This is a genomic window from Dietzia sp. IBK-p2-15D (assembly GCF_057773105.1).
On record NZ_JBYMTK010000010.1, the window covers coordinates 32,351 to 55,563 of the forward strand.

Sequence of the window (23,213 nt, forward strand, 5' to 3'; positions counted from 1 at the left end):
TCTCAGGGCTCGAGGCAGGGCACTTCGCGAGGCGCAGGGACGGAGGATGAATGCCGAGATACAGGAACCTCGAACCCACCTCGGACTTCTGGTCCTGGCGTGACAACGCCGCGTGCATCGGGCACGAAGACCTGTTCTACAGCCTGGAGGAGGAGTCGAAGGGGGAGCGGCGCAAGAAGGAGGAGCAGGCCAAGTCGGTCTGCGCCACGTGCCCGGTCTTCGATACCTGTCGGCAGTTCGCCCTCAATTCCGGTGAACTCTACGGAGTGTGGGGCGGACTCACCGAGGCCGAGAGGCACAGGATCTCCGGCCGCCACCGCACCGGCTGACGACCCGGGCGGCGAGTCGGCGGCCGTGTACCCGGGTGGCAGGCTGGCGGTCCGCGGGACCTAGTTGCGATCCTGCGGGGTGGCCTCGTGCCCCCGGCGGCCGCCGGTCCGGTTGGCCTCCTTCATCTCCGCCTCGTGGACATGCCGTCGTCCTCCGGTGAGCTCGTCGCGCACCGCACTGTCCAGGGCGCGGGCCGTGCTCCAGAACCCGTCGTCGAACTCCTCGACGATCTGGAACGTCCAGCGCCCGTGCAGGACGTTGACCCCCACCATCTCCTCACGGATGCGCGCGGCGAGCTCGGACCGGCCGGCATCGTCCAGCTGGTCGGCGGCCTCCTGGAAGAGGATGTCCGCCCGGCCGATCAGCTGGTGCAGGTCGTACAGGTGTCCGCGGGCGCGCTCGATGTACTCCATCGCCTCGCCGACGGTCCCGGCCGCCTCGATCTCGGCGTCGGTCGCGCCGTCGGGTCGGCGATGCGTCCCGTCGACGCTCGGGGTCCGGTCGCCGGGTCCCGGGCCTGCCACGCTCAGACCGTCCGGGTCAGACGGCGGAGCTGGTCGGGGTCGGTGTGGTGCTTGAGCGCGGTGACCAGGCCGGAGCGCGGACCCACGGCGTCGTCGTAGGTCGTCGGCTCGCCGGCGAACATCTTCTCCGAGCGGGTCTCCGGCGCGTCGTCCGGCGTGGCCTTGAGGAACCGGTTCGGGAGCGAGAGCTTGGCGATGGTGCGCCAGGACTGCCAGTACTGCTTGTACAGCGGCCCGGTGGTGTACGGCAGGTCCCACCGCCGGCAGACGTCCTGGACCTTCTCCGAGAGCTCCGCGTACCGGTTCGACGGGAGCGTCGGGAAGAGGTGGTGCTCGATCTGGAACGACAGGTTGCCGGACATGAAGTGCGTGAGCTTGCTGCCGGTGAAGTTCGCGGAGCCGAGCATCTGGCGCAGGTACCACTGCGCCTGCGTCTCGGACTCGAGATCGTCGAGCGTGAACTTGTCGGCGCCGTCCGGGAAGTGGCCACAGAAGATCACGGCGTTGGACCACAGGTTGCGGATGATGTTCGCGGTCATGTTGGCGCTCATGGTGGACTTCCAGTTGGGCCCCGACAGCAGCGGGAACCACACGTAGTCCTTGCCCACCTGGCGCCGGGCCTTGCGGAGGAACTGGCCGATCCGCTTCTTGCGCTCGGCCCGCCCGGAGGAGTTGATCGTCGCCGGCGCGATCTCCAGGTGCTGGACGCCGACGCCCCACTGGAAGGCGAGGGCGAGGATCGTGTTCCACACCAGGTTGAGCGAGTTCGCCGGGTGCCACGGTTGGTCGCGGGTCACCCGCACCACGCCGTACCCGACGTCGTCGTCCATGCCGACGATATTGGTGTACTTGTGGTGGTGGTAGTTGTGGGTGGCCTTCCAGTGCTCGGACGTGCCGACGATGTCCCACTCCCAGGAGCTGGAGTGGATGACCGGGTCGTTCATCCAGTCCCACTGCCCGTGCATCACGTTGTGCCCGAGCTCCATGTTCTCGATGATCTTCCCGGCCGCCAGTAGTCCGGTGCCCACCAGCCACGCGGGTCGGTACCCGGAGAAGAGGAGGACGACCCGGCCGCCGGTCACCAGTCCGCGCTGCAGGCGGATGGTGTTCTGCACGTAGCGGCGGTCGTCGTCCCCGAGGGAGTCGACGACCTCCTGGCGGATCGCGTCCAGTTCCTCACCGATGGCATCGACGTCCTCGGCGGAGAGATGGGCGTATTCCCTTACATCAGATATCGCCATGTAAGAACGGTACGTAGCGATCAGCGTCATGTCGACCGTTCCGGGAAACCCGAACTGCGGGCAACTACTGCCGAGTTGAACGGCAAGCGTTCATCGGACGCTTATGATCCCACCATGGCTCTCGTCGAGATCTCAGGCGTCAATAAGCACTTCGGTGACTTCCACGCGCTCAAGGACATCAACCTGTCCATCGAGCAGGGGGAGGTCGTCGTGGTGATCGGCCCGTCGGGGTCCGGGAAGTCGACGTTGTGCCGCACGATCAACCGGCTCGAGACCTTCGAGAGCGGCTCCATCACCATCGACGGCAAGCCGCTGCCCGAGGAGGGCAAGGCGCTGGCGAGACTGCGGGCCGACGTCGGGATGGTGTTCCAGTCGTTCAACCTGTTCGCGCACAAGACGATCCTCGAGAACGTGACGCTGGGTCCCATCAAGGTCCGCAAACAGTCCAAGTCGGAGGCCGAGAAGCGCGCGATGGAACTGCTCGAACGGGTCGGTGTCCACGAGCAGTCGTCCAAGTACCCGGCGCAGCTGTCCGGCGGTCAGCAACAACGCGTGGCGATCGCCCGGTCGCTGGCGATGGACCCCAAGGTCATGCTCTTCGACGAGCCGACGTCCGCCCTGGACCCGGAGATGATCAACGAGGTCCTCGACGTGATGACGGGGCTGGCCAAGACCGGTATGACCATGGTCGTGGTGACCCACGAGATGGGCTTCGCCCGCAAGGCGGCCGACCGCGTGATCTTCATGGCGGACGGAGAGTTGGTCGAACAGGCCACCCCGGAGGAGTTCTTCACCAATCCGCAGAGTTCCCGGGCCAAGGACTTCCTGTCCAAGATCCTCACCAACTAGTCGGGCCCGTCCGCGGACCCGAACGAGACCCATCCACCCATCCCACGAGGAGAACCCATGAACATCCGACGGATCGGAGCGGCCACGGCGGCCGTCGCCCTGGCACTCGGCGTGAGCGCGTGCGGTAGCGACGATGGCGGCGGCGAGGACCAGCTCAAGGTCGGCATCAAGTTCGACCAGCCGGGACTCGGGCTGAAGGAGGGCAACGACTACACCGGCCTCGACGTCGACGTGGCGCGCTACATCGCCGACAAGCTCGGGACCCCCGAGGACGAGATCGAGTGGGTGCAGGCCCCCAGCGCCCAGCGCGAGACGCTGCTGGAGACCGGTCAGGTCGACATGATCGTGGCCACCTACTCCATCACCGACTCCCGCAAGGAGAAGGTCGGCTTCGCCGGCCCGTACTTCATCGCCGGTCAGGACCTGCTGGTCCGCTCCGACGACGACTCGATCACCGGCCCCGACTCCCTCGACGGCAAGCGTCTGTGCTCGGTCACCGGGTCGACGTCGGCCCAGACGGTCAAGGAGCAGGTGCCGGGTGTGAACCTGCAGGAGTTCGGCACGTACTCGGAGTGTGTCTCGGCGCTGGTGTCCAATGCGGTCGACGCGCTGACCACGGACGACACGATTCTCGCGGGGTACGCCTCCCAGGACCAGTACCAGGGCCAGCTCAAGGTGGTCGGCGAGCCGTTCTCCGAGGAGCGGTACGGCGTCGGCATCGCCAAGGGCGACACGGAGATGTGCGAGCAGATCAACGAGGCCATCCGCGAGATGATCTCCGACGGCAGCTGGGACACGGCCGTCGAGGAGAACCTCGGCGCCGCCGGCTTCACCCCGGGCGAGGGCAACCCGCCCGAGCCGGAGGCCTGCGCCTGATCTGATCCGACCCGGCCGGATCGGCACCCGATCCGGCCGACCACCGCCTCCCTCCCCGCGCCGACCCACCGGCGCGGGGAGGAGGGCGGGCACCTCACCACGGAAGGTGGACCATGGGCGACATCTTCGCCGACTACGACGTCCTCGGGGCGGTCTGGGTGACGATCCAGCTCTCGGTCCTGGGCACCATCGGGGCCATGGTCCTGGGGACGATCATCGCCGTCCTGCGCGTGTCCCCGGTGGCTGTCCTGCGCGGCCTCGGTACCTCGTACGTCAACACGTTCCGGAACCTCCCGCTGACGTTGCTGATGGTCTTCAGCATCCTGGGGTTGTCCTTCATCCTCCAGCTGTCGGTCTCGGACGACTTCGCCCGCAACGCCTTCTGGTGGGCCGCGATCATGTTGGCCGTCTACCACGCCGCGTATGTCTGCGAGGCCCTGCGCTCCGGCGTCAACACCGTCCCGGTGGGGCAGGCGGAGGCCGCCCGCTCGATCGGTCTGGCCTTCGGCCAGTCCATGCGAGAGGTCATCCTCCCGCAGGCGTTCCGCGGGTCCATCGCCCCGCTGGGGTCGGTGGTCATCGCACTGATCAAGAACTCCACCGTCGCGGCGGTCATCGGCGTCGGGGACTCCGCCGGCCTGCTCCAGGTCATCACGGAGAACGAGGGCGCGAGCCTGCTGACGTTCTTCTTCTTCGCCATGGTCTTCGTGGTCCTCACCCTCCCGATCGGACTGTGGACCACCTCCCTCTCCCGGAAGCTGTCGGTGAAGCGATGAGCACACAGGCGGTACTTTTCGACGTACCCGGCCCCAAGGCCCGGCTGCGGCACAGGATCCTCACCGCTGTCGGCGTGGTCCTCGTGGTCGCCATCGCCTACGTCATCTATCTCCAGTTCGAGAAGGCCGGCCAGCTCAAGGCCTTCATGTGGGAACCGTTCGTCACCGACCCCGAGGTGTGGACGTCCTACCTCATCCCGGGCCTCAAGGGGACGTTCACGGCGGCGGCGATCTCCATCGTGCTCGCCGTGGTCTTCGGGCTGCTCTTCGGCATGGGGCGGCTCTCGCCGTTCGCACCGTTGCGCTGGTTCTGCAGCGTGATCGTGGAGTTCTTCCGCTCCGTGCCCGTGCTGCTGATGATGGTCTTCGCCTACTTCGGCTACTTCGCCACCTCCGACATCGTGCCCAACCAGCACGCGCCGCTCGCCGCCGTCGTCACCGCGCTCACCCTCTACAACGGCGCGGTCATCGCCGAGCTCGTCCGCTCGGGTGTCCACGGGCTGCCCGCGGGGCAGTCCGAGGCGGGACTGGCCGTGGGCCTCACCCCGGGGCAGGTGCTGCGCTCAATCCAGCTCCCCCAGGCACTCACGGCGATGCTCCCGGCCCTCGTCGGCCAACTCGTCGTCGTCCTCAAGGACTCCGCACTGGGCTACGGCATCACCTACCTGGAGCTGCTCAACTGGTCCAAGACCCTGGGCTCGGCGTACGCGAACACCGTCCCCGCCTACATCGTGGCGGGCATCCTGTTCATCCTCGTCAACTACACACTCACCAAGTTCGCCGTGTACCTCGAGGGCCGGATGAAGAAGCGCCGCGCGAAGGCCTGACCCGCACCCGCACCGTCGAAAGCCCGCACCGTCGAGGACCCACACCGTCGAAAAGGACGTTCCGCGCACATCGCCCGAAAGGGGAGTGCGCGGAACGTCCTTTTCGATGCCCGGGGGCGTGGTCGATTCCGGGGGCGTGCTACTTCGGTGGCATCCGGATGCCACCGTCGACGCGGATGGTCTCCGCGTTCATGTACGGGTTGGTGAGCAGCTCCATGACCATGGACGCCAGTTCGTCGCCCGAGCCGAGACGCTTCGGGAACAGGACATTCGAGCCGAGGTTGGCCTTGAACGCCTCCGAGTCCGGGCCCTCGCCGTAGATCGGGGTGTCGATGAGGCCGGGCGCCACGGTGTTGAGGCGGATGCCGGCGGCCGACAGGTCACGCGCGACGGGCAGGGTCAGGCCGACGATGCCGCCCTTCGAGGCGGAGTAGGCGGCCTGGCCGATCTGGCCGTCGAACGCGGCGACGGAGGCCATGTTGACGATGGCGCCCTTCTGGCCGTCCTCGTCGGCCTCCTGCGTGCTCATCTTGGTGGCGGCCAGCCGCAGCATGTCGAACGAGCCGATGAGGTTGATGTCGATGACCTTGCGGAACGAGTCGATGTCGAAGGCCGACGAGTACTCACCGTCGCGGCCGATGGTGCGCTGCGCCCAGCCGATGCCGGCCGAGTTGACGAGGTAGCGCAGCGGACCGAGCTCGAGAGCGGCGGCGACGGCCTTCTCGTTCTGGTCGGTCTTGGTGACGTCGACGGAGACGAACACGCCTCCGACCTCGTTCGCCAGGGCCTCACCCTTCTCGGCATTGAGATCGGCGACGACGACCTTGGCGCCCTTGGCGGCGAGCTGACGGACGACGGCGGCGCCGATTCCCGACGCACCGCCCGTGACGATGGCACTTGCTCCAGAAATTTCCATGCCAGAACGGTAACAAGCACGAGCGCTGGATAAGGGTGGCTTGGCCGGGTCAGTGCGTAATCAGTCGCCGGTGCCCGGCACGACGACGTCCCAGCGGATGCCGAACCGATCTTGGACCTGCCCGTACCGGTCACCCCACGGGGCGACCTCGAACGGCATCGCCATCTCGCCCCCGCTGCCGGTGACCTTGTCCAGGAACGCACGGGCCTCGTCCTCGGTGTCGAATCCCAGCAGGAACGAGTAGACGTCGCTGCGCGGCTGCGGGAGGCTCTCGCCCATGGCGTCACCGCCGGTCAGGCTGATCCCGGGGGCCTCGAGGGTCGCGTGGGCGACCGAACCGTGCGGTGGGTCGAACGGGAAGTCCTCGGTGGAGGGGAACTGGTCGTAGGTCATCACCTCGAGCTTCCCGCCGAAGAGTTCCTGGTAGTAGGGGAACGCCTCCGCCGCATTGGCGGGGAAAGAGATGTAGGGGACGCAGGTCATGGCCATGTCGGAGCCTCTCGTCGTGGGCGACCGCGTGCCGGTGCTACCCGGTATTCGCAACGCTAGACCCGTCTGCGGCGCCGGTCACGTTAATTCTGGGCGTCGCCGTCGCCGTCGCCGACCGGTCCGGCCGGGGAGGGGCGCCGTCCGGACAGTGCGAGCAGTCGGGCGCGCGAATCCGCGCCGAGCGTCACGGGGCTCGCCTCGGCGAGCACGTCGAACGACCGCATCAACTCCACCACGCTCCGCGCGTGGTCGAGGGTCCAGGCGGCGAGGTCCTCCGCCTCCGTCGAGTCCCACGTCCGCGGGTCGAGATCGTGGGCGTGGACCAGGAGTTCGAAGACGCGCAGGGCGAGGAGGTCGCGGACCGGGATCTCGGCGAGCCGGTGCTGGACGATCGCGTCCGCGTCCCGGGCCCGCGCGAGTTCCCTGCGCAGACCCGCGGACGTGCGGTGCAGTGCGGGGATCGGCTTCTCACCGGCGTGGTCGGCGGTGCGGGTCCACTCGATCTCCGACTCCGGCAGCCGTGGGAAGTAGGCGGCGTAGCGCAGTCCACCGCCCAAGACGTGGTTGGCGCAGTCGCGGCGGGTCCATCCCGGGCAGGCCTCGCAGTCACCGTCGAGTCCGCCGGCGAGCGCGCGGCCGAACAGGGTGGTGGCCCGGTCGAGGACCGCGAGGTCCTCCGGGCTCAGCGGGGTCGGGGTCACGGGCACCTCACCTCCAGGAATGTCTGGGCTTCACACTAGGTTGACTGGGACGGTGTGAACAGATCGCGCCAGCCCTTCAGCCGTGACGAGAAAGGACCGATACCCGCCATGAGCCCGCAGACCTCCGGTGCAGCAGAGACCCGGGAGTTCCAGGCCGAGACCCGGCAGCTGTTGGATCTGATGATCCACTCGATCTATTCGAATCCGGACACCTTCCTGCGCGAGGTCATCTCCAACTCCTCGGACGCGCTGGACAAGCTCCGGTTGGCCGCGCTGCAGGATTCCTCGCTCGGCGCGGACACCTCGGATCTGCACATCGAGCTGATCCCGGATGCCGCCGCCCGGACGCTGACGATCCGCGACAACGGCATCGGCATGTCCCGCGACGAGGTGGTGGACCTCATCGGCACGCTCGCCAGGTCGGGCACCGGGCAGATGCGGGAGGCACTCTCCGCGGCCCGGGCGGCGCAGGAGTCCGGTGAGGTCTCGGAGCAGGCCACCGCGGACCTCATCGGTCAGTTCGGCATCGGCTTCTATTCGACGTTCATGGTCGCCGACACCGTCACGTTGGTCACCCGCAAGGCGGGCGAGAGTGTGGGGACGCGCTGGACGTCGAGCGGCGAGGACACGTACACGATCGAGGACGCCCCGGACGCTCCCCAGGGCACCTCGGTGATCCTGCAGCTCAAGCCGGCCGGTGGGGACGCGGCGCTTCCGGACTACGCCGAGGAGCACACGCTGCGCCGGGTGGTGCGCACCTACTCGGACTTCATCGCCTGGCCGATCCGCATGGACGTCGAGCGCCCGGCGCCGGAGTCGACGGACGGGGCCGGTGCGGACGGAGACGGCGCAGACGATGCCGCCGAGGACGCCGCGCCCGAGGCTCCCGGCACGGTCACCGAGACGGAGACGCTGAACTCCCAGAAGGCGCTGTGGACGCGGCCCCGCTCGGAGGTCACCGACGAGGAGTACGCCGAGTTCTACCGTCACGTCTCGCACGCGTGGGACGAGCCGCTGGAGACGATCACGCTCAAGGCGGAGGGCACGTTCGAGTACCAGGCGCTGCTGTTCCTTCCCACGCAGGTGCCGTTCGACCTGTTCTCCCCGGACACCAAACGCGGGGTGCAGCTCTACGTCCGTCGTGTCTTCATCATGGACGACTGTGAGGAGCTGGTCCCGCCGTTCCTGCGCTTCGTCAAGGGCATCGTCGACGCCCAGGACCTGTCGCTCAACGTCTCCCGCGAGATCCTCCAGCAGGACCGCCAGATCCGGGCGATCCGCAAGCGCCTGGTCAAGCGGGTGCTGCAGACGATCGAACAGATCAAGACCGACCGGCCGGAGGAGTTCCGCAGCTTCTGGGCCAACTTCGGTGCCGTCCTCAAGGAGGGCCTGATCGCGGACGTTGACGCCCGCGAGCAGTTGCTGGCCGTGAGCACGTTCGCCTCCACGCGTCCCGCCCAGGCCGGCGTCGGGGACGCCGCGTCCGGATCGGACGAGACCCCGCGCGACGACGAGCGTGACGACGACGAGGTGGGCACCACCATCGCCGAGTACGTCTCCCGGATGGCCGACGGGCAGGAGGAGATCTACTACCTCACCGGGACGTCCCGCGCGGCGGTGGAGAACTCCCCGCACCTGGAGGCGTTCCGTGCCCGTGGCGTCGAGGTCCTCATCCTCACCGACCCGGTCGACGAGGTTTGGGTGGACGCGGTCGGCGAGGTCGACGGCAAGCGCCTGCGGTCGGTGGCCAAGGGCGACGTGGACCTGTCCGGCATCGGCTCGGAGAGCGAGGATCGCGAGAACGAGCCCGACGCGGCCGAGTTCGCCGACCTGCTCACCTGGCTGGGCGAGGAGCTGTCGGACGAGGTCAAGCAGGTCCGCCTGTCGCACCGGCTCACCGAGTCGGCCGCGTGCATGGTGGGCGACGAGTTCGACATGACCCCGCAGCTCGAGGCCATGTACCGCGCTTCGGGCATGGAGCTGCCCACGAGCAAGCGGATCCTCGAGCTCAACCCCACGCATCCGCTGGTCGAGCGACTGCGCGAGCAGTACGCATCGGATCCGTCGGCGCCCGGCCTTACGGACACCGCCCGGCTGCTGTCGGGTGCGGCCGTCCTCGCGGAGGGCGGCACGCTGTCCGACCCGGCCGCGTTCGCCAAGCTGCTGGTCGACCGCATCTGACCTCGCCCCAGCGGCCCCTCGCGCCGCGCCGCTGGCCCGGCCGCCTCGTCGGCTCGACACGCCCGCCGTCCCGCAGGACCCCGTCAGGGCTCCCGCGGCGCGGCGGGCGTTGTTGTCGACCTCCCCGCCCACAGCGACGGCCGGGGCGACGACTACCCGGCTGCCGGAGTCCGGCCCCCGGCCAGGGATCCGCAGGCCACGCCGATCACCGCTCCGAGCGCGGTCTCGGTCGGGGTGTGGTGGCTGATCCGCACGCGCGCCCAGGCCACCGTCGGTACGAGGGCCAGCAGTCGCCAGTAGCGGGGTGAGAGTTCGCGGGCGAGCACCGCGACGACCCCGGCGAACACGGCGGTGTGGAACGACACCTTGATCCGGAGCGTCGCGGCCCCGGCCACGCCCAGCGCCACCAGTGCGGCCCGGGACATGCGACGCAACTCGCCGGGGGCGCCGCGGCGGTGCTGTGCCACCAGCAGGGTCGCGACCGACCCGGCGATGCCGACGATCACCAGGGGGCGGTCCTCCCGCCGGGTGACGTGGTGGTCGGACAGCGTCTTCCGTCGGACCCGCCAGGTGATCGCGGCCTGCGGAACGATGCCCAGGCCGGCGGCGGTCGCGAGCCCCCACCCGGTCGACCCCACCGCCCGGCCGAGGTGCACCGACCCGACGGTGAGCACCACCCACGGGGCGCAGACCTCCGTCAGAACCGTCGCCGGGAGCACGCCACGCGTCCGCCCGTCCGGCGCGACCGAACCCCGGGCCGACGCACCGCTCTCGACCACCACGCTCTCCGCCACCCCCCGAAAATCCGCTATCCCGAATACGGATCCGCTGGTCGGATTGGATAGCGGATCCGGAGGGAGAGTAGCGGATCTGGCCGGGGCGGATCGGAGTGCGAGGCGGGCCGGGAGGGGCGGTTCAGCGGGGCAGGATCTCGGCGAGGCACTGCTCGGCCAAGCTCAGGGTGGCTGCGTCGAACAGCAGCAGCGTGGCGGACTCCACCTCGGTGTCGATGCCGGCGAGAGTCCCGAGCGCGGTGCGGATCGCGTCCTCGCGCGGCCAGCCGTAGGCCCCGGCGGAGATGAGCGGGAAGGCCACCGTGCGGGCGCCGAGCTCATCGGCCACGGCGAGGGAATTGCGATAGCAGCCGGCCAGCAACGCTCCGCCGCCGGTGCCGCCCGTGCCGCCCGTTGCTTCGGCGCCACCGGTGCGTTCGTAGACCGGGCCCACGGTGTGGATGACCCAGCGGGCGGGGAGATCTCCGGCACCGGTCGCGACGGCCTGTCCCGTCGGCAGCCCGTCGCGCAGGCGGCCCGCCCTCAGCTCCCGGCACTCGGCCAGGATCGTCGGCCCGCCCGCGCGGTGGATCGCCCCGTCCACACCGCCGCCCCCGAGTAGGGAACTGTTGGCCGCGTTGACCACCGCGTCGACGGCCATCCGGGTGATGTCGCCGTGGCCCAGCTCGATCCGGGCGCGCCTCGTCGTCATCATCCCGACACCCCGGGCGCCACGGCCTCGCGGGCCGACCTCCGGCGGGTGATCATCGGCGTCGGCGAGTCGTCGAGGCGGTCCATCAACCACATGATGGTCGCCACCTCGCCCACCCACGCCAGGCTCACGCACCAGCCGGCCAGGATGTCGCTCGGGAAGTGCACACCCAGGTACATGCGGGTGACGCCGATGGCCGGGACGTACCCCGCGGACCCGACGATCACCGGGTAACGCCACGCCGTGGGCCAGGCCAGGACGCAGGCGCACCCGGCCAACGCCGCGCTCGCCATGGCGTGACCGCTGGGGAACGAGTAGCTCTTCTCCTCCACGATGTGGGTGAAGAACGTGGGCCGACCCCGCCGGTACAGGGCCTTGAGCACCGAATTGATGATCGTCGACCCCACCAGGGACACCGTCAACAGTGCGGCGGGCCGGCGACTGCCCCGGACGGAGACCAGATACGCCGAGGTGGCCAGGGCGAACAACGGCACCGCAGTGACTCCGCCGAGTTCGGTGACGGCCCGGACGATGCGCGTGTTGCGCGGCGAATGGCGACTCTGCAGCCACAGCATGACGGGCCGGTCGAAGGGCAGGCCCGCATCGCCGCGGATGCGCTCGGCCAGCTCGACGAATCCGATCACCGGGGTCGCGAACCCCACGAACGCCACCCCGAAGATCGTCCACGTCCCGCGCGGCAGCGGCATCTCGCGCCGGTCGACGATGCTCCCCAGCACCCCGTCCGACGGGTACAGCTGCCGCAGGATGTCCCGAGCGGAGTTGAACGCTCGGGAGCGACGGGAGGTCGTCGTGCGCGACATGCCACCACACTAGGCAGAGCGGCGGCCTTCCCGCCGGTGGATCGCCGCGAGGTCGGGTGCGGCGCGGTTAGGGTGGGCCGCAGGCGACCCGAGAGGCGGAGGACGAATGAGCCAGACCCGTGTGGAACATGACCTGCTCGGTACCAAGGAGGTCCCGGCGGAGGCCTATTACGGCATCCACACGGTCCGGGCCGTCGAGAACTTCCCGATCACCGCCACCACCATCAGCGACATCCCCGACTTCGTGCGCGGCATGGTCATGGTGAAGAAGGCCGCCGCGCTCGCGAACCTCGAGATGGGTGTCCTCGACGAGACGGTGGCGAAGGCGATCGTCGGGGCCTGCGACGAGATCCTGGTCGACGGGCGCTGCATGGACCAGTTCCCCTCCTGCCAGTTCCAGGGCGGCGCCGGCACCTCGGTGAACATGAACACCAACGAGGTCGTGGCCAACCTCGCCCTCGAGCGCCTCGGCCACCCCAGGGGCTCCTACGACATCGTCAGCCCCAACGACGACGTCAACCGTTCACAGTCCACCAACGACGCCTACCCGACCGGATTCCGCATCGCCCTGTGGCACGCGCTGGAGCGGCTCGAGCCGGCGATCGTCGCCCTGCGGGAGGCCTGCTACGACAAGTCCGAGGAGTTCCGCGAGGTCCTCAAGATGGGGCGCACGCAGCTGCAGGACGCGGTCCCCATGTCGATGGGCCAGGAGTTCGGCGGCTTCGCCGTGACGCTCGACGAGGAACTCCACGTCCTCGGCGCCGCGGCCCGGATGCTGCTCGACGTCAACCTCGGTGCGACCGCGATCGGCACCGGAGTCAACACCCCGCCCGACTATCGTCGCGCCGTCATCAAACATCTGCGGGCCGTCACCGGACTGCCGGTCACCGGCGCGATGAACCTCATCGAGGCCACCAGCGACACCGGCGACTACGTCAATGTCCACGCCGCCCTCAAGCGGACCGCGGTGAAGGTCTCCAAGATCTGCAACGACCTGCGGCTGCTGTCCTCGGGGCCGCGCGCCGGCTTCAACGAGATCAACCTGCCGGAGCTGCAGGCCGGGTCGTCGATCATGCCAGCCAAGGTCAACCCGGTGATCCCCGAGGTCGTCAACCAGGTGTGCTTCAAGGTGATCGGCAACGACGTCACCGTGACCATGGCCGCCGAGGCAGGTCAGCTCCAGCTCAACGTCATGGAGCCGGTGATCGCCCAGGCGATGTTCGAGTCGATCTCGCTGCTGACCAACGCCATCGAGACGCTGACCGAGAAGTGCGTGGAGGGGATCACCGCCAACGTCGAAGTGGCCCGCCAGAACGTGATGAACTCGATCGGGATCGTCACCTACCTCAACCCGATCATCGGCCACCACAACGGTGACCGGGTCGGCCGTGAGTGCGCCCGGTCGGGCCGCGGGGTCCGGGAGGTGGTGCTGGAGATGGGGCTGCTGTCGGCGGCGGAGCTCGATGACATCTTGTCGCCGTCCAACCTCCTGCGGCCGAAGTACAAGGGAAAAGGTGGTACACGGGACGTGGCACAACCCGGGCAGGATATGACCGGCCCCACGGACTGAGCCGCCGGGTCGGAGTCGGACCAGGGCGGTCCGACTCCAACCCGGGTGAGCCGTGTCAGGGTGAGCCGTGTCAGGCGGGGGGCTCGCCGACGCGGCCGATGCTGCTTACGGCGAGGTTCCCCAGCGAACTGTCGAAACCGAACTGCTGGTCGATGAATGCGGACGAGCCCGAGATCGCGGCGTTGATGGCGGCGGACGAGCCGACGGTGTAATCGAATTGGGCGAAGAAGTCGGCGATGGCCTTGAGCATGAGTGCCTCCAGATGGATCGGTGGTCGCGCCGCGAACCGGGCGGCGGGACGTGAGCTGGCCTACACAGGTGATATCGGACCCGCCGCCCCGATCGTTAGCCGCGCAAACTGATGATTCCGGCCCGCTCGACCGCTACCGTCGCACCATGAGCTCTCCCACCTCCCGCGTCGTCGCCGGGCGCGAGATCACCTTCCCGGTCCCCGTCGTGTCCGCCTCGGTCTCCGGCGCGGCGTTCCTCACCCGGGCAGCCGTCGTCCGCCGGCTCATCGCCGCCGGCCGCCAGTCCGCCGTCCTCGACGCCGCGGGCGCCGAGCCGGTGGCACTGCCCGGCGGCCGGACCCCCGCGATCATGATCCACGTGCGCTACCACGACGTGCCGGGCAACGTCCTGGGTGCGTACCACGAAATGGGACTGGCCTTCCAGCTCAAGGTGCCGGGCCACGGAACGCTGGTGCACATCCACGAATTGCCCGTGGACCAGGACTTCACCCTCGCGGCGGGCAACGAGCTGTGGGGCTTTCCCAAGTGGAAGGGCGCCATGGTCGGCACCGCCGGCGGGGCGCTCGACGATGCCCGCCTCGGGGCCGTCGGGTCGGCGGGCGCGGGCGGGGTCGATCTCAGGCTGGACACCCGCGTCGGGGTCCCGATCCCCGGCAGCCAGTCACTCGCCATGAACTGCGTGCAGGTCCTCGACGGTCAGCCGGTGCGCGTCACGGCCGAGGCCACCGCCCGGGGTGGGCGGATGCGTCCGCTGAGCGGCGCGCGCGTGACGATCGCGCCGGGCGCGGATGACGGCGACGCCGATGTCGCGCGGTTCGCCGAGGCCGTTCGCGAACTCGGGCTGGACCGCGCCCGCGCCCTCGCCACCTTCTCCTACGACAGGTTCGAAGCCGAGTTCCAGGCGCCCGAACGGATCGGCTGACGGCGCCCGGGGGCGCCGCCCAGAGCGGCGTCGCCGAGTGCGGCGTCGCCGAGCAGCATCGCGAACGCGGCGATTCCGCTCACACCCTGCGCGTTGCCGATGAGCCACTGCAGCACGTGGGCGGCTGGGTCGACCGCGGTGAGCGCGTAGGCGTAGTGCGTGCCGATCAGGTGGGTGAGGACCAGGACCGCCACCGCGATCCGGACCGGTCTGCGCCGGGCGGTCAGTAGTAGCGGGATGGCGATGACCACGCCGGACCAGTGGTGGGTCACCGCCACCGGAGAGGCGATGAAGACCCCGAGGGCGACCAGGAGTAGGGCGTCGACGGGCCGGTTGTCCCGGGTCAGTCGCCAGGCTCCCCAGGTGGCTGCCGCGGCGACGAGCAGGAAGAAGCCGTAGACGGGCGGGTCGAGGTGCTCGGCGGGGATCCGGGCCCGGGCCAGCAGGCCGCTCAGGGCCTGGTTGGGGACGAAGTGCCGTGTGCCGCCCCGTTCGGTGAGGAAGAACTCGGCGGTCCAGAAATGCCAGGACTCGGCCGGGCGGATGAGGTGCCCGAGGCCGATCGTGGCCGCGACTGTCCCAACCGCCCGTGCCAGGGACGCCCAGTCTCTACGGACGAGGAACAGAACGCCGAACGCGGCCGGGGTGATCTTGATGCCGGCGGCCAGGCCGAGCAAGACGCCGCGGGCGCGGCGGGGAGTGAAGCCCAGGACGTCGGCGGTGACCATGAGGAACAGGAAGATGTTGATCTGGCCGAAGCCGATGTTCGCGCGGACCGGCTCGAACAGCAGCGCCACGCCGGTCAGTGCCAGGGCCAGGGTTCGTGCGCCCTGAAGCTGGAGCCGGGACGCGGCCATGGCCAGGATCGCCCAGACCGCGACCACCGTGGCGGCGGTCCAGGCGAGTTGGGCGACAGTGGCTCCGAGTGGCGCCAGCGGCAGGAAGACGACGGCGCCGAACGGCGGGTAGATGAACCTGAAGCCCGAGCGGGTGGGAAAGCCCTCGGAGTACAGGTCCGCCCCGGCCAGCAGGGCCCGTCCGGCGTCCTGGAACACCTGGAGGTCCAGCATGAACTCGGTCGCGGCTCGCACCATGACCGCGGTGATCACGGCCGCGGTCAGGATCAGACCTGCCAGGCGCAGCGCGCTCCCCGGCTTCGGGAGGGTGTGCATCGGGTAGCGCTCCTTTCGGTCCGGAACGGGGTGCGGTCGACCAGGATACGGTCTGGTCAGGCCGGGTCGGGTCAGGTCAGTGCCCCTCACCGAGGTTGCCGGAGAGCTTCTCCAGTCGCTCCTGGCTGGCCCCGTCGAGGCCGATGATCTCGACCGTCTTGCCCTTGGCCGCGTACTTGTGGCTGATCGCATCCAGGGTGGCCACGGTGGAGGCGTCCCAGATGTCGGCCTCGGTCAGGTCGATGACAACGTGCTGGGGATCGCCCGAGTAGTCGAACTGGTAGACCAGATCGTTGCTGGAGGCCCAGAACAGTTCCCCGCGGACCCGGTAGGTACGGATGTCGATGGTGCCGTCGTGATTCACGTCGAGCTCCGAGACCTTCTCCAGGCTCGTCATGTGCGCGACCCGGCGGGCGAACATGACCATCGCGGTGAGGACGCCGAGGACGACGCCGATGGCCAGGTTGTGGGTGATCACGGTGGCGGCCACGGTGACGATCATGACGACCGTCTCGCTGAGCGGCATCAGACGCAGGGTGCGGGGATGGATGGAGTGCCAGTCCAGGGTGGCCACGGAGACCATGATCATCACCGCGACGAGAGCGGCCATGGGGATCAGGCCGACGATGTCGCCCAGTGCGACGACGAGGATGAGCAGGAAGACGCCCGCCAGGAGGGTCGACAGGCGGGTGCGGGCGCCCGACTGCTTGACGTTGATCATGGTCTGGCCGATCATCGCGCAACCGCCCATGCCGCCGAAGAAGCTGGTGACGATGTTGGCCACACCCTGGCCCCAGCCCTCGCGGGTCTTGTCGGTGCGCACCTCGGTTATGTCGTCGACGAGTTTGGCGGTCATCAGGGACTCCATGAGTCCGACCAGGGCCATCGCCAGGGCGTAGGGGGCGATGATCCGGAGCGTCTCCATGGTCCACGGCACGTCGGGGAAGAACAGCGACGGCAGCGAGTCGGGCAGTTCGCCCTGGTCGTGCACGTTTGGCATGGCCCAGCCGAACAGCACCACGACCGCGGTGATGGCCACGATCGCGATCAACGGGGCGGGCACCGCGGCCGAGAGCCTCGGGAAGAACACCATGATGAGGAGTCCGACGGTGACCATCGGGTAGACCAGCCACGGCACCCCGAGCAGGTGCGGGATCTGCGCGGTGAAGATGAGGATCGCCAGGGCGTTGACGAACCCGACCATCACGCTGCGGGGGATGAAGCGCATGAGCCGGCCCACGCCGATGAGGCTGAGGACCACCTGGAAGATGCCGGCCAGCAGAACGGTCGCGACCAGATAGTCCATCCCGTAGTCACGCGCGACGGGGGCGATGACCAGGGCGATCGCGCCGGTGGCGGCGGAGATCATCGCGGGCCGACCGCCGGTGAAGGCGATCGTCACTGCCATCGTGAACGAGGCGAACAGCCCCACCCGCGGGTCGACCCCGGCGAGGATGGAGAACGAGATGGCCTCGGGGATCAGCGCGAGGGCGACGACCAGCCCGGCCAGCACCTCGGTGCGCAGTCGCCGGGCCGACGAGAAGGCGTACTTCAGCGAAGCGAGGACACCGACGGGCGCCAGATCGTCATCGGCGACGCCGGGAGCGGGAGAGGCCCCGGGCGCGGTCGCGGGAGCTGTCACGGAGAATTTTCCTCACCACGTAGGGGCATGACAGACTCTCCCGTAGCGGGAGATTCTGAATGTACCGTAACGGTAGAGTTGGCCGAGCGCGACCCCGAGCCCATGAGTGTGAACAAGCCCACAAGGAGAACGATGTCGGACGACGCGGTGCGCAAGATCGGCGAGGTCGCCGAGATCACCGGATTGTCGATCCGCACCCTCCGTCACTACGACGAGCTCGGCCTAGTGGTGCCCTCCGGTCACACCGCCGGTGGGTTCCGGCTCTACACCGATGCGGATGTCCAGCGACTGCTCCTGGTGCGGCGGATGAAGCCCCTGGGGTTCTCGTTGGAACGCATGAGGCAGTTCCTTCGGGCGACGGACGTCCTCTCGGCGGGCCGCGGCTCGGGTTCGGTGGAGCTCGACGACTGGCACGCGGCCCGGACGACGGTCGAGGAGATCCGCTCGGAGGCGGAGGCCCGCTATCGCGACCTGCAGACCCAGCTCGACTACGGCACGGAGTTTCTGCAGCTGGTCCGGAGATTCGACTAGGGCCTCCCGGCGCCCGTCGGCTCCAGTCGGGTCGCGACAGGCGCGGAAGGCGTACCGGCAGTCAGTCCGCGGCGGCCCGTCCCGCGGCGAGGGCCTGACGGGCGACCGGCTCGGCGGCGGCCCGATCGGTGGCCACCAGCCCGATGCGGCTGCGACGGTCGAGGACGTCGTCGACGGTCAGCGCCCCCTCGTGGGTGACCGCGTAGGAGAACTCGGCGCGGGTGACGTCGAGGCCCTCGGCCACCGCCTCCAGCGGCCGGTCCAGCAGGCTGGCCGCCACCACGGTGCCGGCCTCCTGGCCGTAGCGCGCGACCAGGGAGGCGGGGAGGAGTCCGGCGGAGGTGGCCGCCACCGCGGCCAAGGGATGCCCCGGCGCCCCGACGAGCGGGAGGTCGGCGGTCCGGCACGGACCGGCGGGGAGTCCTGCACGCCCCGCGACGAGGTCGACCACCTGCTCGGCCATGAGCCGGTACTCCGTGAGCTTGCCGCCGGTGATCGTGACGAGGCCGTTGTCCGAGGTGAGCAGGGCGTGATCGCGGGAGAGGTCGGCCGTGTCGCCGTCGCCGGAATCGACCAGGGGGCGCAGGCCCGCGAAGGTGCCCAGCACATCGTCGCGGGTCAGCCGCACCTCGAGCGCCCGGTTGACGACATCCAGCAGGAAGTCGATCTCCGCCTCGGTCGACTCCGGCACGTCCGGCACCGGGCCGGGGGCGTCGACGTCGGTCAAGCCCACGTGCAGTCGCCCGAACTCGGCCGGGATGGCAAAGCAGAAGCGGTTGGTCTCACCCGGCACCGGCACGGTGAGGGCGCCGACGGGATGGCCCAACGCGGCCGCGTCGAGGACCAGGTGGGTGCCACGCGAGGGACGCACGCGCACGCCGGGAGTGGTCTGGCCGGCCCACACGCCGGTCGCCGACACGACGGCCCGCGCGGAGAGGGTGAACTCGTCGTCGCCGTCGCTGTCGTCGTCGCTCCGCGCCGCGCCACCGACCCCCGCGCCGCCGACCCCCGCGCCGCCCACGACAGCGCCGCCCGCGCCGAGCTCGTCGCGGACGGTGACCCGCGTGCCGCTCGCCTCCAGCACCCGCGCCCGCGTGATCACCCGGGCCCCGTGCCCGGCCGCGGTGCGCGCGACGGCGGTGACCAGGCGGGCGTCGTCGACGAGCTGACAGTCCCAGTTGAGGTGGCCGAACCGCAGGCCGTCGCGGCGCACGCCCGGCACGTACTCGGCGACCCGGCGCGGGCCCAGCACCCGCGCGCCCGGCAGGCGGTCGGCGCGCGTCCCGGCGAGACGGGAGAGCACGGTACCGGCGACGAACCCGAGGCCCGGCAGCACGGCCCCCACCGGCTGGGTGTCGCGGTAGACGGGCACCACCTGCGCGAGCGGGCGCACGAGGTGGGGGGCGGTGCGCTCGAGCATGATGCCACGCTCGACGGCCGAGCGGCGCGCGATCGCGACGTTGCCGGTCGCCAGATAACGCAACCCGCCGTGGGCGAGCTTGGAGGACCACCGGCTGGTGCCGAATGCCAGGTCGTGGGCCTCCAGCAACACGGTCTCGAGCCCGCGGGAGGCGGCGTCGAGCGCGATCCCCGCGCCCGTGATGCCGCCGCCGATCACGATGAGGTCCACGGGAGTGGAGCGGCCACGCAGCTCGGCGAGCTCGCGCGCGCGTCGACCGGCGGACAGCGCGGTGGACGGGGCCGTCGCATCGGTGGGCCCGGGGCGCGCGGTGGGCCCGTGGTCCGCTTTCGCGTGCCCGGTCACAGGCCCAGGTACCCGGTCACGAGCAGGTGGAGCTCGGCGCGCCACGAGTCGGCGTCGAGCGGCGGGTCGGCCAGTGGAGCGGACAGCACGGCGCCCTGGACCGCGAGGTAGAGCATGGTGGCCATGCGGTCGGGGTCGCGGCCGGCGAGGCGGGCGTCGGCCGCGATGGCGCGGGCGAGGACGTCGCGGAGGAAATCGATGAGTCGGTGCTGGGACGTGCCGAGCCGGCGGAACACGTACTCGGCGAGCATGCCGCTCTCGTGTCGGCGCAGCGCGTCGAGCAGGGGGTCGGTGCGCACCTCGTCGGCCATCGCGCACAGCAGGCGGGCCAACTCGCCGGCATCGTGGACCGCGCCCTCCAGCAGGTCCGGGCCGACGCGCTCGACCACGCCGGTGAGTTCGCGGGTGAGGAGGTCGGCGACCAGTGCGCTGACGTCGGGCCAGTGCCGGTAGAGGGTGGTGCGTCCGACGCCGGATCGGCGCGAGACCTCGACCATCGTGGTGCGGCTGGGGCCGATCTCGAGGATCGCGGCCCGGGCGGCGGTGAGCGCGCGGTCCCGCGTGGTGTGGCGCGAAGGGGAGGAAACGGTCACCGGGCCTCCTTCGCGGCGGGTCCCGCGGGGCGCGGGTCGGTGCCGGGACACCGGACGAAAACCCGTGAGCGGAACAGATCGTGCTCTAGTGTCCCAGTATGAGCGACGTGAACCCCGCTGACAAGCACCGATCCGGCCGCCTGCCGCTACCGCCGATGGACCTGTCCAGGTGGGGGACGGACACCGAGGCCACGGAGCTGAGCGAGAGCATCCGCGCCCTGCTGCGCGACGTGCTCGGCGTGACCGCGGAGACCGGGCGGACGTTCGACCCGTCCGCGGTGACCGCCTCGCCGTCGCGATTGACCGACGCCGATCTCGCCGCACTGGCCGACATCGTGGGCCCCGGCGACGTCTCGGTCGACGACGCGCAGCGCCTTCCGCGCGCCCGCGGCAAGTCGACGCCCGACCTGTTGGCGTGGCGGACGAGGCCGGCCGTGGACTGCCCCGATGCGGTGGTGGCCCCGGGGGACGACGACGAGGTGGCCGCCCTCCTGGACTGGTGCACCTCCGAGAAGGTCGCGGTCGTCCCCTTCGGCGGCGGCACCTCCGTCGTCGGCGGCCTGGACCCGGACACCGGGACGAACAGGGCCGTGCTGAGCGTCGACCTGGCCCATTTCGACGGTCTCGAGTCGATCGACCCCGAGTCGGGGGAGGCGGTCCTCGGGGCGGGCGTCACGGGTCCGCGGGCCGAGGAACTGCTGGCTGAGCACGGTTTCTCGCTCGGGCACTTCCCGCAGTCCTTCCCCTACGCCACGCTGGGCGGCTACGCCATGACCCGGTCCTCGGGACAGAGCTCCGCCGGGTACGGGCGCTTCGACGAGATGGTCAGCGGGCTGACGGTGGTCACTCCGGTCGGCGTGATCGAGGCGGGCCGGGCCCCGGCGTCGGCCGCGGGCCCGGACCTGCGGCAGTGGCTCTTGGGATCGGAGGGGGCGTTCGGCGTGTGCACCCGGGTGCGCGTGCGGATCCATCCGGTGCCGGAGGTGGTGCGGCACGAGGCGTTCCGCTTTCCCGACTTCGCCACCGGCGCCGCGGCGCTGCGCGCGGTCGAGCAGCAGGGGACGGGCCCGACGGTCATCCGCCTGTCCGACGAGACAGAGACGATGGTGAACCTGGCGACCGCGACCGACTCGATCGGCGAGCAGACCGGGGATGTCGAGGACAGGGCCGGGGGTTGCCTGTGTCTCTGCCTGTTCGAGGGCACGGCCGCCCATGCCGGGTCCCGGCACGCGGAGACGCGGGAGGTCCTGATCACCCACGGCGGCACCTCGCTGGGCCCGGGGCCCGCGCAGTCGTGGGAACACGGCCGCTTCGGGGCCCCGGTCCTGCGCGATGCGCTGCTGGACAACGGCGCGCTGGTGGAGACCCTGGAGACCGCCACCGACTGGTCCCGCCTGCCGGCACTGCGGGCCGCGGTCACGGAGGCGCTGACCACCTCGCTCGAGGCCTTCGGAACGCCGGCGCTGGTCATGTGCCACATCAGCCACGTCTACCCGACGGGTGCGTCCCTCTACTTCACCGTGGTGGCTGGCCAGCGCGGGCCGGACCCCGTCGCCCAGTGGCTCGATGCCAAGCGGGCGGCCTCCGAGGCGATCGTGGCGGCCGGCGGCACGATCACCCACCACCACGCGGTCGGCGTCGACCACCGCCCGTATCTGGAGTCGGAGATCGGCGAGGTCGGACTGCGGATGCTGCGCGCGGTGAAGAGCGCCGTCGACCCCCACGGCGTGTGCAACCCGGGCACACTCATCCCATGAGCGCGCAGCTGTCCGACCGCCGGATCGGGGCGGTCACGCTGCTGGTCAACCCCGCCGCGGGCGGGGGACGCGGAGAGAAGGTGGCGGGCCGGGCCGCCGACCGGCTGCGCGCGCACGGTCTCGAGGTCACCCGGCTAGCCGGAGGCGGGGCGACCGAGTCCCTCGCGCTGGCGCGGCGGGCGGTGGCCGACGGGACCGACGCGCTGGTGGTGTGCGGCGGAGACGGGATGGTCTCGATCGCCGTGCAGGCGCAGGCCTTCACCGATGTGCCCGTGGGCATCATCCCGGCGGGCACCGGCAACGACCTGGCCCGCGAGTACGGCATCCCCCTGGGCGATCCCGAGGCCGCCGCGGACGTCGTCGCCGACGGCCGGGTCGAGACCGTCGACCTCGGCCGGGCCACCCCGGACGGCGGGGAACCGACGGTGTTCGCCTCGGTGCTGTGCGCCGGGTTGGACTCCAGGGTCAACCGGCGGGTCAACGAGATGGGGATCCTCCGCGGGCCCCTGCGCTACGTCCTCGCCTCGATCATCGAGTTCCCGACCTACCGTCCCCGGCGCTTCCGGATGGTCTTCGACGCCGGACTGCCGACCGAGGACACGGTCGAGACCGAGGTCCTGCTCAGCGCGTTCGCGATCACCCGCAGCTACGGCGGGGACATGAAGATCGCGCCCGACGCCGACCGGAGCGACGGGTTGTTCGACGTCTGCTACGTCGGGAAGATCTCCAAACTCCGCTTCATGCGGCACTTCCCCTCGATCTACTCCGGTGCCCACGTGGGTCTGCGCGGCGTGTCGACGAGGCGGTGCCGGACGGTCCGACTCGAGGCCGCGGACGTCGAGGCCTTCGCCGACGGGGACGCCATCGCGCCCCTTCCGGTGACCGTCGAGGTGCTCCCCGGAGCGGGTCGGTTCCTCGTACCCCGTGAGCCACTCCAGTCACACCAGCATCGCTGATATCTGCTGGTCACAGCATTGACGCCGTCCCGCGCCCG

At 70.1% G+C, this 23,213-nt stretch carries 24 protein-coding genes; 11 read left to right on the top strand and 13 right to left on the bottom strand.

Going from position 1 to position 23,213, the window contains the following annotated elements; translation table 11 throughout:
- The first annotated feature begins 50 nt into the window (after positions 1 to 50).
- Positions 51 to 329 (top strand): WhiB family transcriptional regulator, encoded by a 279-nt coding sequence (locus tag AC3DEV_RS13235; protein ID WP_067718868.1) that lies wholly within the window; start codon positions 51 to 53, stop codon positions 327 to 329.
- A 60-nt stretch (positions 330 to 389) separates the two neighbouring features.
- Here the strand turns inward: AC3DEV_RS13235 and AC3DEV_RS13240 are convergent, their stop codons facing one another.
- Positions 390 to 854 carry a hypothetical protein gene (locus AC3DEV_RS13240; RefSeq protein ID WP_200841539.1) on the bottom strand — a complete coding sequence of 155 codons (465 nt, stop codon included), beginning with the start codon at positions 852 to 854 and terminating at the stop codon, positions 390 to 392.
- Between the two features lie 2 nt (positions 855 to 856).
- Positions 857 to 2,095 (bottom strand): fatty acid desaturase family protein, encoded by a 1,239-nt coding sequence (locus tag AC3DEV_RS13245; RefSeq protein WP_067718873.1) that lies wholly within the window; start codon positions 2,093 to 2,095, stop codon positions 857 to 859.
- A gap of 114 nt (positions 2,096 to 2,209) precedes the next feature.
- Here AC3DEV_RS13245 and AC3DEV_RS13250 point away from each other — a divergent pair, with 114 nt between their 5' ends.
- From AC3DEV_RS13250 to AC3DEV_RS13265, 4 genes are all read left to right on the top strand, one after another.
- The gene (locus tag AC3DEV_RS13250; protein WP_069389523.1) at positions 2,210 to 2,944 is read left to right on the top strand and encodes an amino acid ABC transporter ATP-binding protein; all 735 of its coding nucleotides are present in this window, start codon (positions 2,210 to 2,212) and stop codon (positions 2,942 to 2,944) included.
- A 57-nt stretch (positions 2,945 to 3,001) separates the two neighbouring features.
- A complete protein-coding gene (locus AC3DEV_RS13255) occupies positions 3,002 to 3,820 on the top strand; it encodes a glutamate ABC transporter substrate-binding protein (protein WP_488372416.1) in 819 nt (272 codons plus the stop codon).
- Between the two features lie 113 nt (positions 3,821 to 3,933).
- The gene (locus AC3DEV_RS13260) at positions 3,934 to 4,596 is read left to right on the top strand and encodes an amino acid ABC transporter permease (protein WP_067718880.1); all 663 of its coding nucleotides are present in this window, start codon (positions 3,934 to 3,936) and stop codon (positions 4,594 to 4,596) included.
- Positions 4,593 to 5,423 carry an amino acid ABC transporter permease gene (locus tag AC3DEV_RS13265; RefSeq protein WP_067718882.1) on the top strand — a complete coding sequence of 277 codons (831 nt, stop codon included), beginning with the start codon at positions 4,593 to 4,595 and terminating at the stop codon, positions 5,421 to 5,423. Before AC3DEV_RS13260 ends, AC3DEV_RS13265 begins: the two co-directional genes overlap by 4 nt.
- Positions 5,424 to 5,562: 139 nt before the next feature.
- Here AC3DEV_RS13265 and AC3DEV_RS13270 read toward each other — a convergent pair whose 3' ends face one another.
- The 3 genes from AC3DEV_RS13270 to AC3DEV_RS13280 all read right to left on the bottom strand — a co-directional run bounded on the left by AC3DEV_RS13270 (position 5,563) and on the right by AC3DEV_RS13280 (position 7,529).
- On the bottom strand, positions 5,563 to 6,339 hold the full coding sequence (locus tag AC3DEV_RS13270) for an SDR family NAD(P)-dependent oxidoreductase (protein WP_067718885.1): 777 nt from the start codon (positions 6,337 to 6,339) through the stop codon (positions 5,563 to 5,565).
- Positions 6,340 to 6,399: 60 nt separating this feature from the next.
- Positions 6,400 to 6,828 carry a VOC family protein gene (locus AC3DEV_RS13275; RefSeq protein WP_488372417.1) on the bottom strand — a complete coding sequence of 143 codons (429 nt, stop codon included), beginning with the start codon at positions 6,826 to 6,828 and terminating at the stop codon, positions 6,400 to 6,402.
- Positions 6,829 to 6,911: 83 nt separating this feature from the next.
- Positions 6,912 to 7,529 carry a maleylpyruvate isomerase N-terminal domain-containing protein gene (locus AC3DEV_RS13280; protein ID WP_488372418.1) on the bottom strand — a complete coding sequence of 206 codons (618 nt, stop codon included), beginning with the start codon at positions 7,527 to 7,529 and terminating at the stop codon, positions 6,912 to 6,914.
- A gap of 108 nt (positions 7,530 to 7,637) precedes the next feature.
- Here AC3DEV_RS13280 and htpG point away from each other — a divergent pair, with 108 nt between their 5' ends.
- The gene (gene htpG, locus AC3DEV_RS13285; RefSeq protein ID WP_488372419.1) at positions 7,638 to 9,710 is read left to right on the top strand and encodes a molecular chaperone HtpG; all 2,073 of its coding nucleotides are present in this window, start codon (positions 7,638 to 7,640) and stop codon (positions 9,708 to 9,710) included.
- A gap of 152 nt (positions 9,711 to 9,862) precedes the next feature.
- Here the strand turns inward: htpG and AC3DEV_RS13290 are convergent, their stop codons facing one another.
- The 3 genes from AC3DEV_RS13290 to AC3DEV_RS13300 all read right to left on the bottom strand — a co-directional run bounded on the left by AC3DEV_RS13290 (position 9,863) and on the right by AC3DEV_RS13300 (position 12,016).
- Entirely contained in the window at positions 9,863 to 10,504 is a 642-nt protein-coding gene (locus AC3DEV_RS13290) for a phosphatase PAP2 family protein (RefSeq protein ID WP_488372420.1), read from the bottom strand.
- Positions 10,505 to 10,625: 121 nt separating this feature from the next.
- The gene (locus tag AC3DEV_RS13295; RefSeq protein ID WP_488372421.1) at positions 10,626 to 11,198 is read right to left on the bottom strand and encodes an O-acetyl-ADP-ribose deacetylase; all 573 of its coding nucleotides are present in this window, start codon (positions 11,196 to 11,198) and stop codon (positions 10,626 to 10,628) included.
- A complete protein-coding gene (locus AC3DEV_RS13300; protein WP_067718896.1) occupies positions 11,195 to 12,016 on the bottom strand; it encodes a phosphatase PAP2 family protein in 822 nt (273 codons plus the stop codon). The genes AC3DEV_RS13295 and AC3DEV_RS13300 overlap by 4 nt, the downstream gene beginning before the upstream one ends.
- A 106-nt stretch (positions 12,017 to 12,122) precedes the next feature.
- On the opposite strand from AC3DEV_RS13300, the gene aspA reads away from it, so the two are divergent.
- Entirely contained in the window at positions 12,123 to 13,586 is a 1,464-nt protein-coding gene (gene aspA / locus AC3DEV_RS13305) for an aspartate ammonia-lyase (RefSeq protein WP_488372422.1), read from the top strand.
- Between the two features lie 70 nt (positions 13,587 to 13,656).
- Here the strand turns inward: aspA and AC3DEV_RS13310 are convergent, their stop codons facing one another.
- The gene (locus tag AC3DEV_RS13310) at positions 13,657 to 13,836 is read right to left on the bottom strand and encodes a hypothetical protein (RefSeq protein WP_067718902.1); all 180 of its coding nucleotides are present in this window, start codon (positions 13,834 to 13,836) and stop codon (positions 13,657 to 13,659) included.
- Between the two features lie 146 nt (positions 13,837 to 13,982).
- Between AC3DEV_RS13310 and AC3DEV_RS13315 the strand changes: the two genes are divergently transcribed.
- Positions 13,983 to 14,759 carry an acetoacetate decarboxylase family protein gene (locus AC3DEV_RS13315; RefSeq protein WP_488372423.1) on the top strand — a complete coding sequence of 259 codons (777 nt, stop codon included), beginning with the start codon at positions 13,983 to 13,985 and terminating at the stop codon, positions 14,757 to 14,759.
- Here AC3DEV_RS13315 and AC3DEV_RS13320 read toward each other — a convergent pair.
- On the bottom strand, positions 14,711 to 15,931 hold the full coding sequence (locus tag AC3DEV_RS13320; protein ID WP_472984497.1) for a glycosyltransferase 87 family protein: 1,221 nt from the start codon (positions 15,929 to 15,931) through the stop codon (positions 14,711 to 14,713). The genes AC3DEV_RS13315 and AC3DEV_RS13320 overlap by 49 nt on opposite strands.
- Positions 15,932 to 16,007: 76 nt before the next feature.
- Positions 16,008 to 17,573, bottom strand: a complete 1,566-nt coding sequence (locus AC3DEV_RS13325; RefSeq protein WP_488372424.1) for a SulP family inorganic anion transporter — start codon at positions 17,571 to 17,573, stop codon at positions 16,008 to 16,010.
- 132 nt (positions 17,574 to 17,705) lie between these two features.
- Between AC3DEV_RS13325 and AC3DEV_RS13330 the strand changes: the two genes are divergently transcribed.
- Complete coding sequence (locus AC3DEV_RS13330) at positions 17,706 to 18,104, top strand: MerR family transcriptional regulator (RefSeq protein ID WP_067718910.1); 399 nt, start codon at positions 17,706 to 17,708, stop codon at positions 18,102 to 18,104.
- Between the two features lie 61 nt (positions 18,105 to 18,165).
- Here AC3DEV_RS13330 and AC3DEV_RS13335 read toward each other — a convergent pair whose 3' ends face one another.
- Positions 18,166 to 19,869, bottom strand: coding sequence for a glycerol-3-phosphate dehydrogenase/oxidase (locus AC3DEV_RS13335; protein WP_488372425.1), 1,704 nt, complete (start codon positions 19,867 to 19,869; stop codon positions 18,166 to 18,168).
- Positions 19,866 to 20,462, bottom strand: coding sequence for a TetR/AcrR family transcriptional regulator (locus AC3DEV_RS13340; RefSeq protein WP_488372426.1), 597 nt, complete (start codon positions 20,460 to 20,462; stop codon positions 19,866 to 19,868). Before AC3DEV_RS13340 ends, AC3DEV_RS13335 begins: the two co-directional genes overlap by 4 nt.
- Positions 20,463 to 20,617: 155 nt before the next feature.
- On the opposite strand from AC3DEV_RS13340, the gene AC3DEV_RS13345 reads away from it, so the two are divergent.
- Both AC3DEV_RS13345 and AC3DEV_RS13350 read left to right on the top strand, forming a co-directional pair.
- Positions 20,618 to 22,219 carry an FAD-binding oxidoreductase gene (locus AC3DEV_RS13345; RefSeq protein WP_488372477.1) on the top strand — a complete coding sequence of 534 codons (1,602 nt, stop codon included), beginning with the start codon at positions 20,618 to 20,620 and terminating at the stop codon, positions 22,217 to 22,219.
- Positions 22,216 to 23,175, top strand: coding sequence for a diacylglycerol kinase (locus AC3DEV_RS13350; RefSeq protein ID WP_488372427.1), 960 nt, complete (start codon positions 22,216 to 22,218; stop codon positions 23,173 to 23,175). The genes AC3DEV_RS13345 and AC3DEV_RS13350 overlap by 4 nt, the downstream gene beginning before the upstream one ends.
- Positions 23,176 to 23,213: the final 38 nt, after the last annotated feature.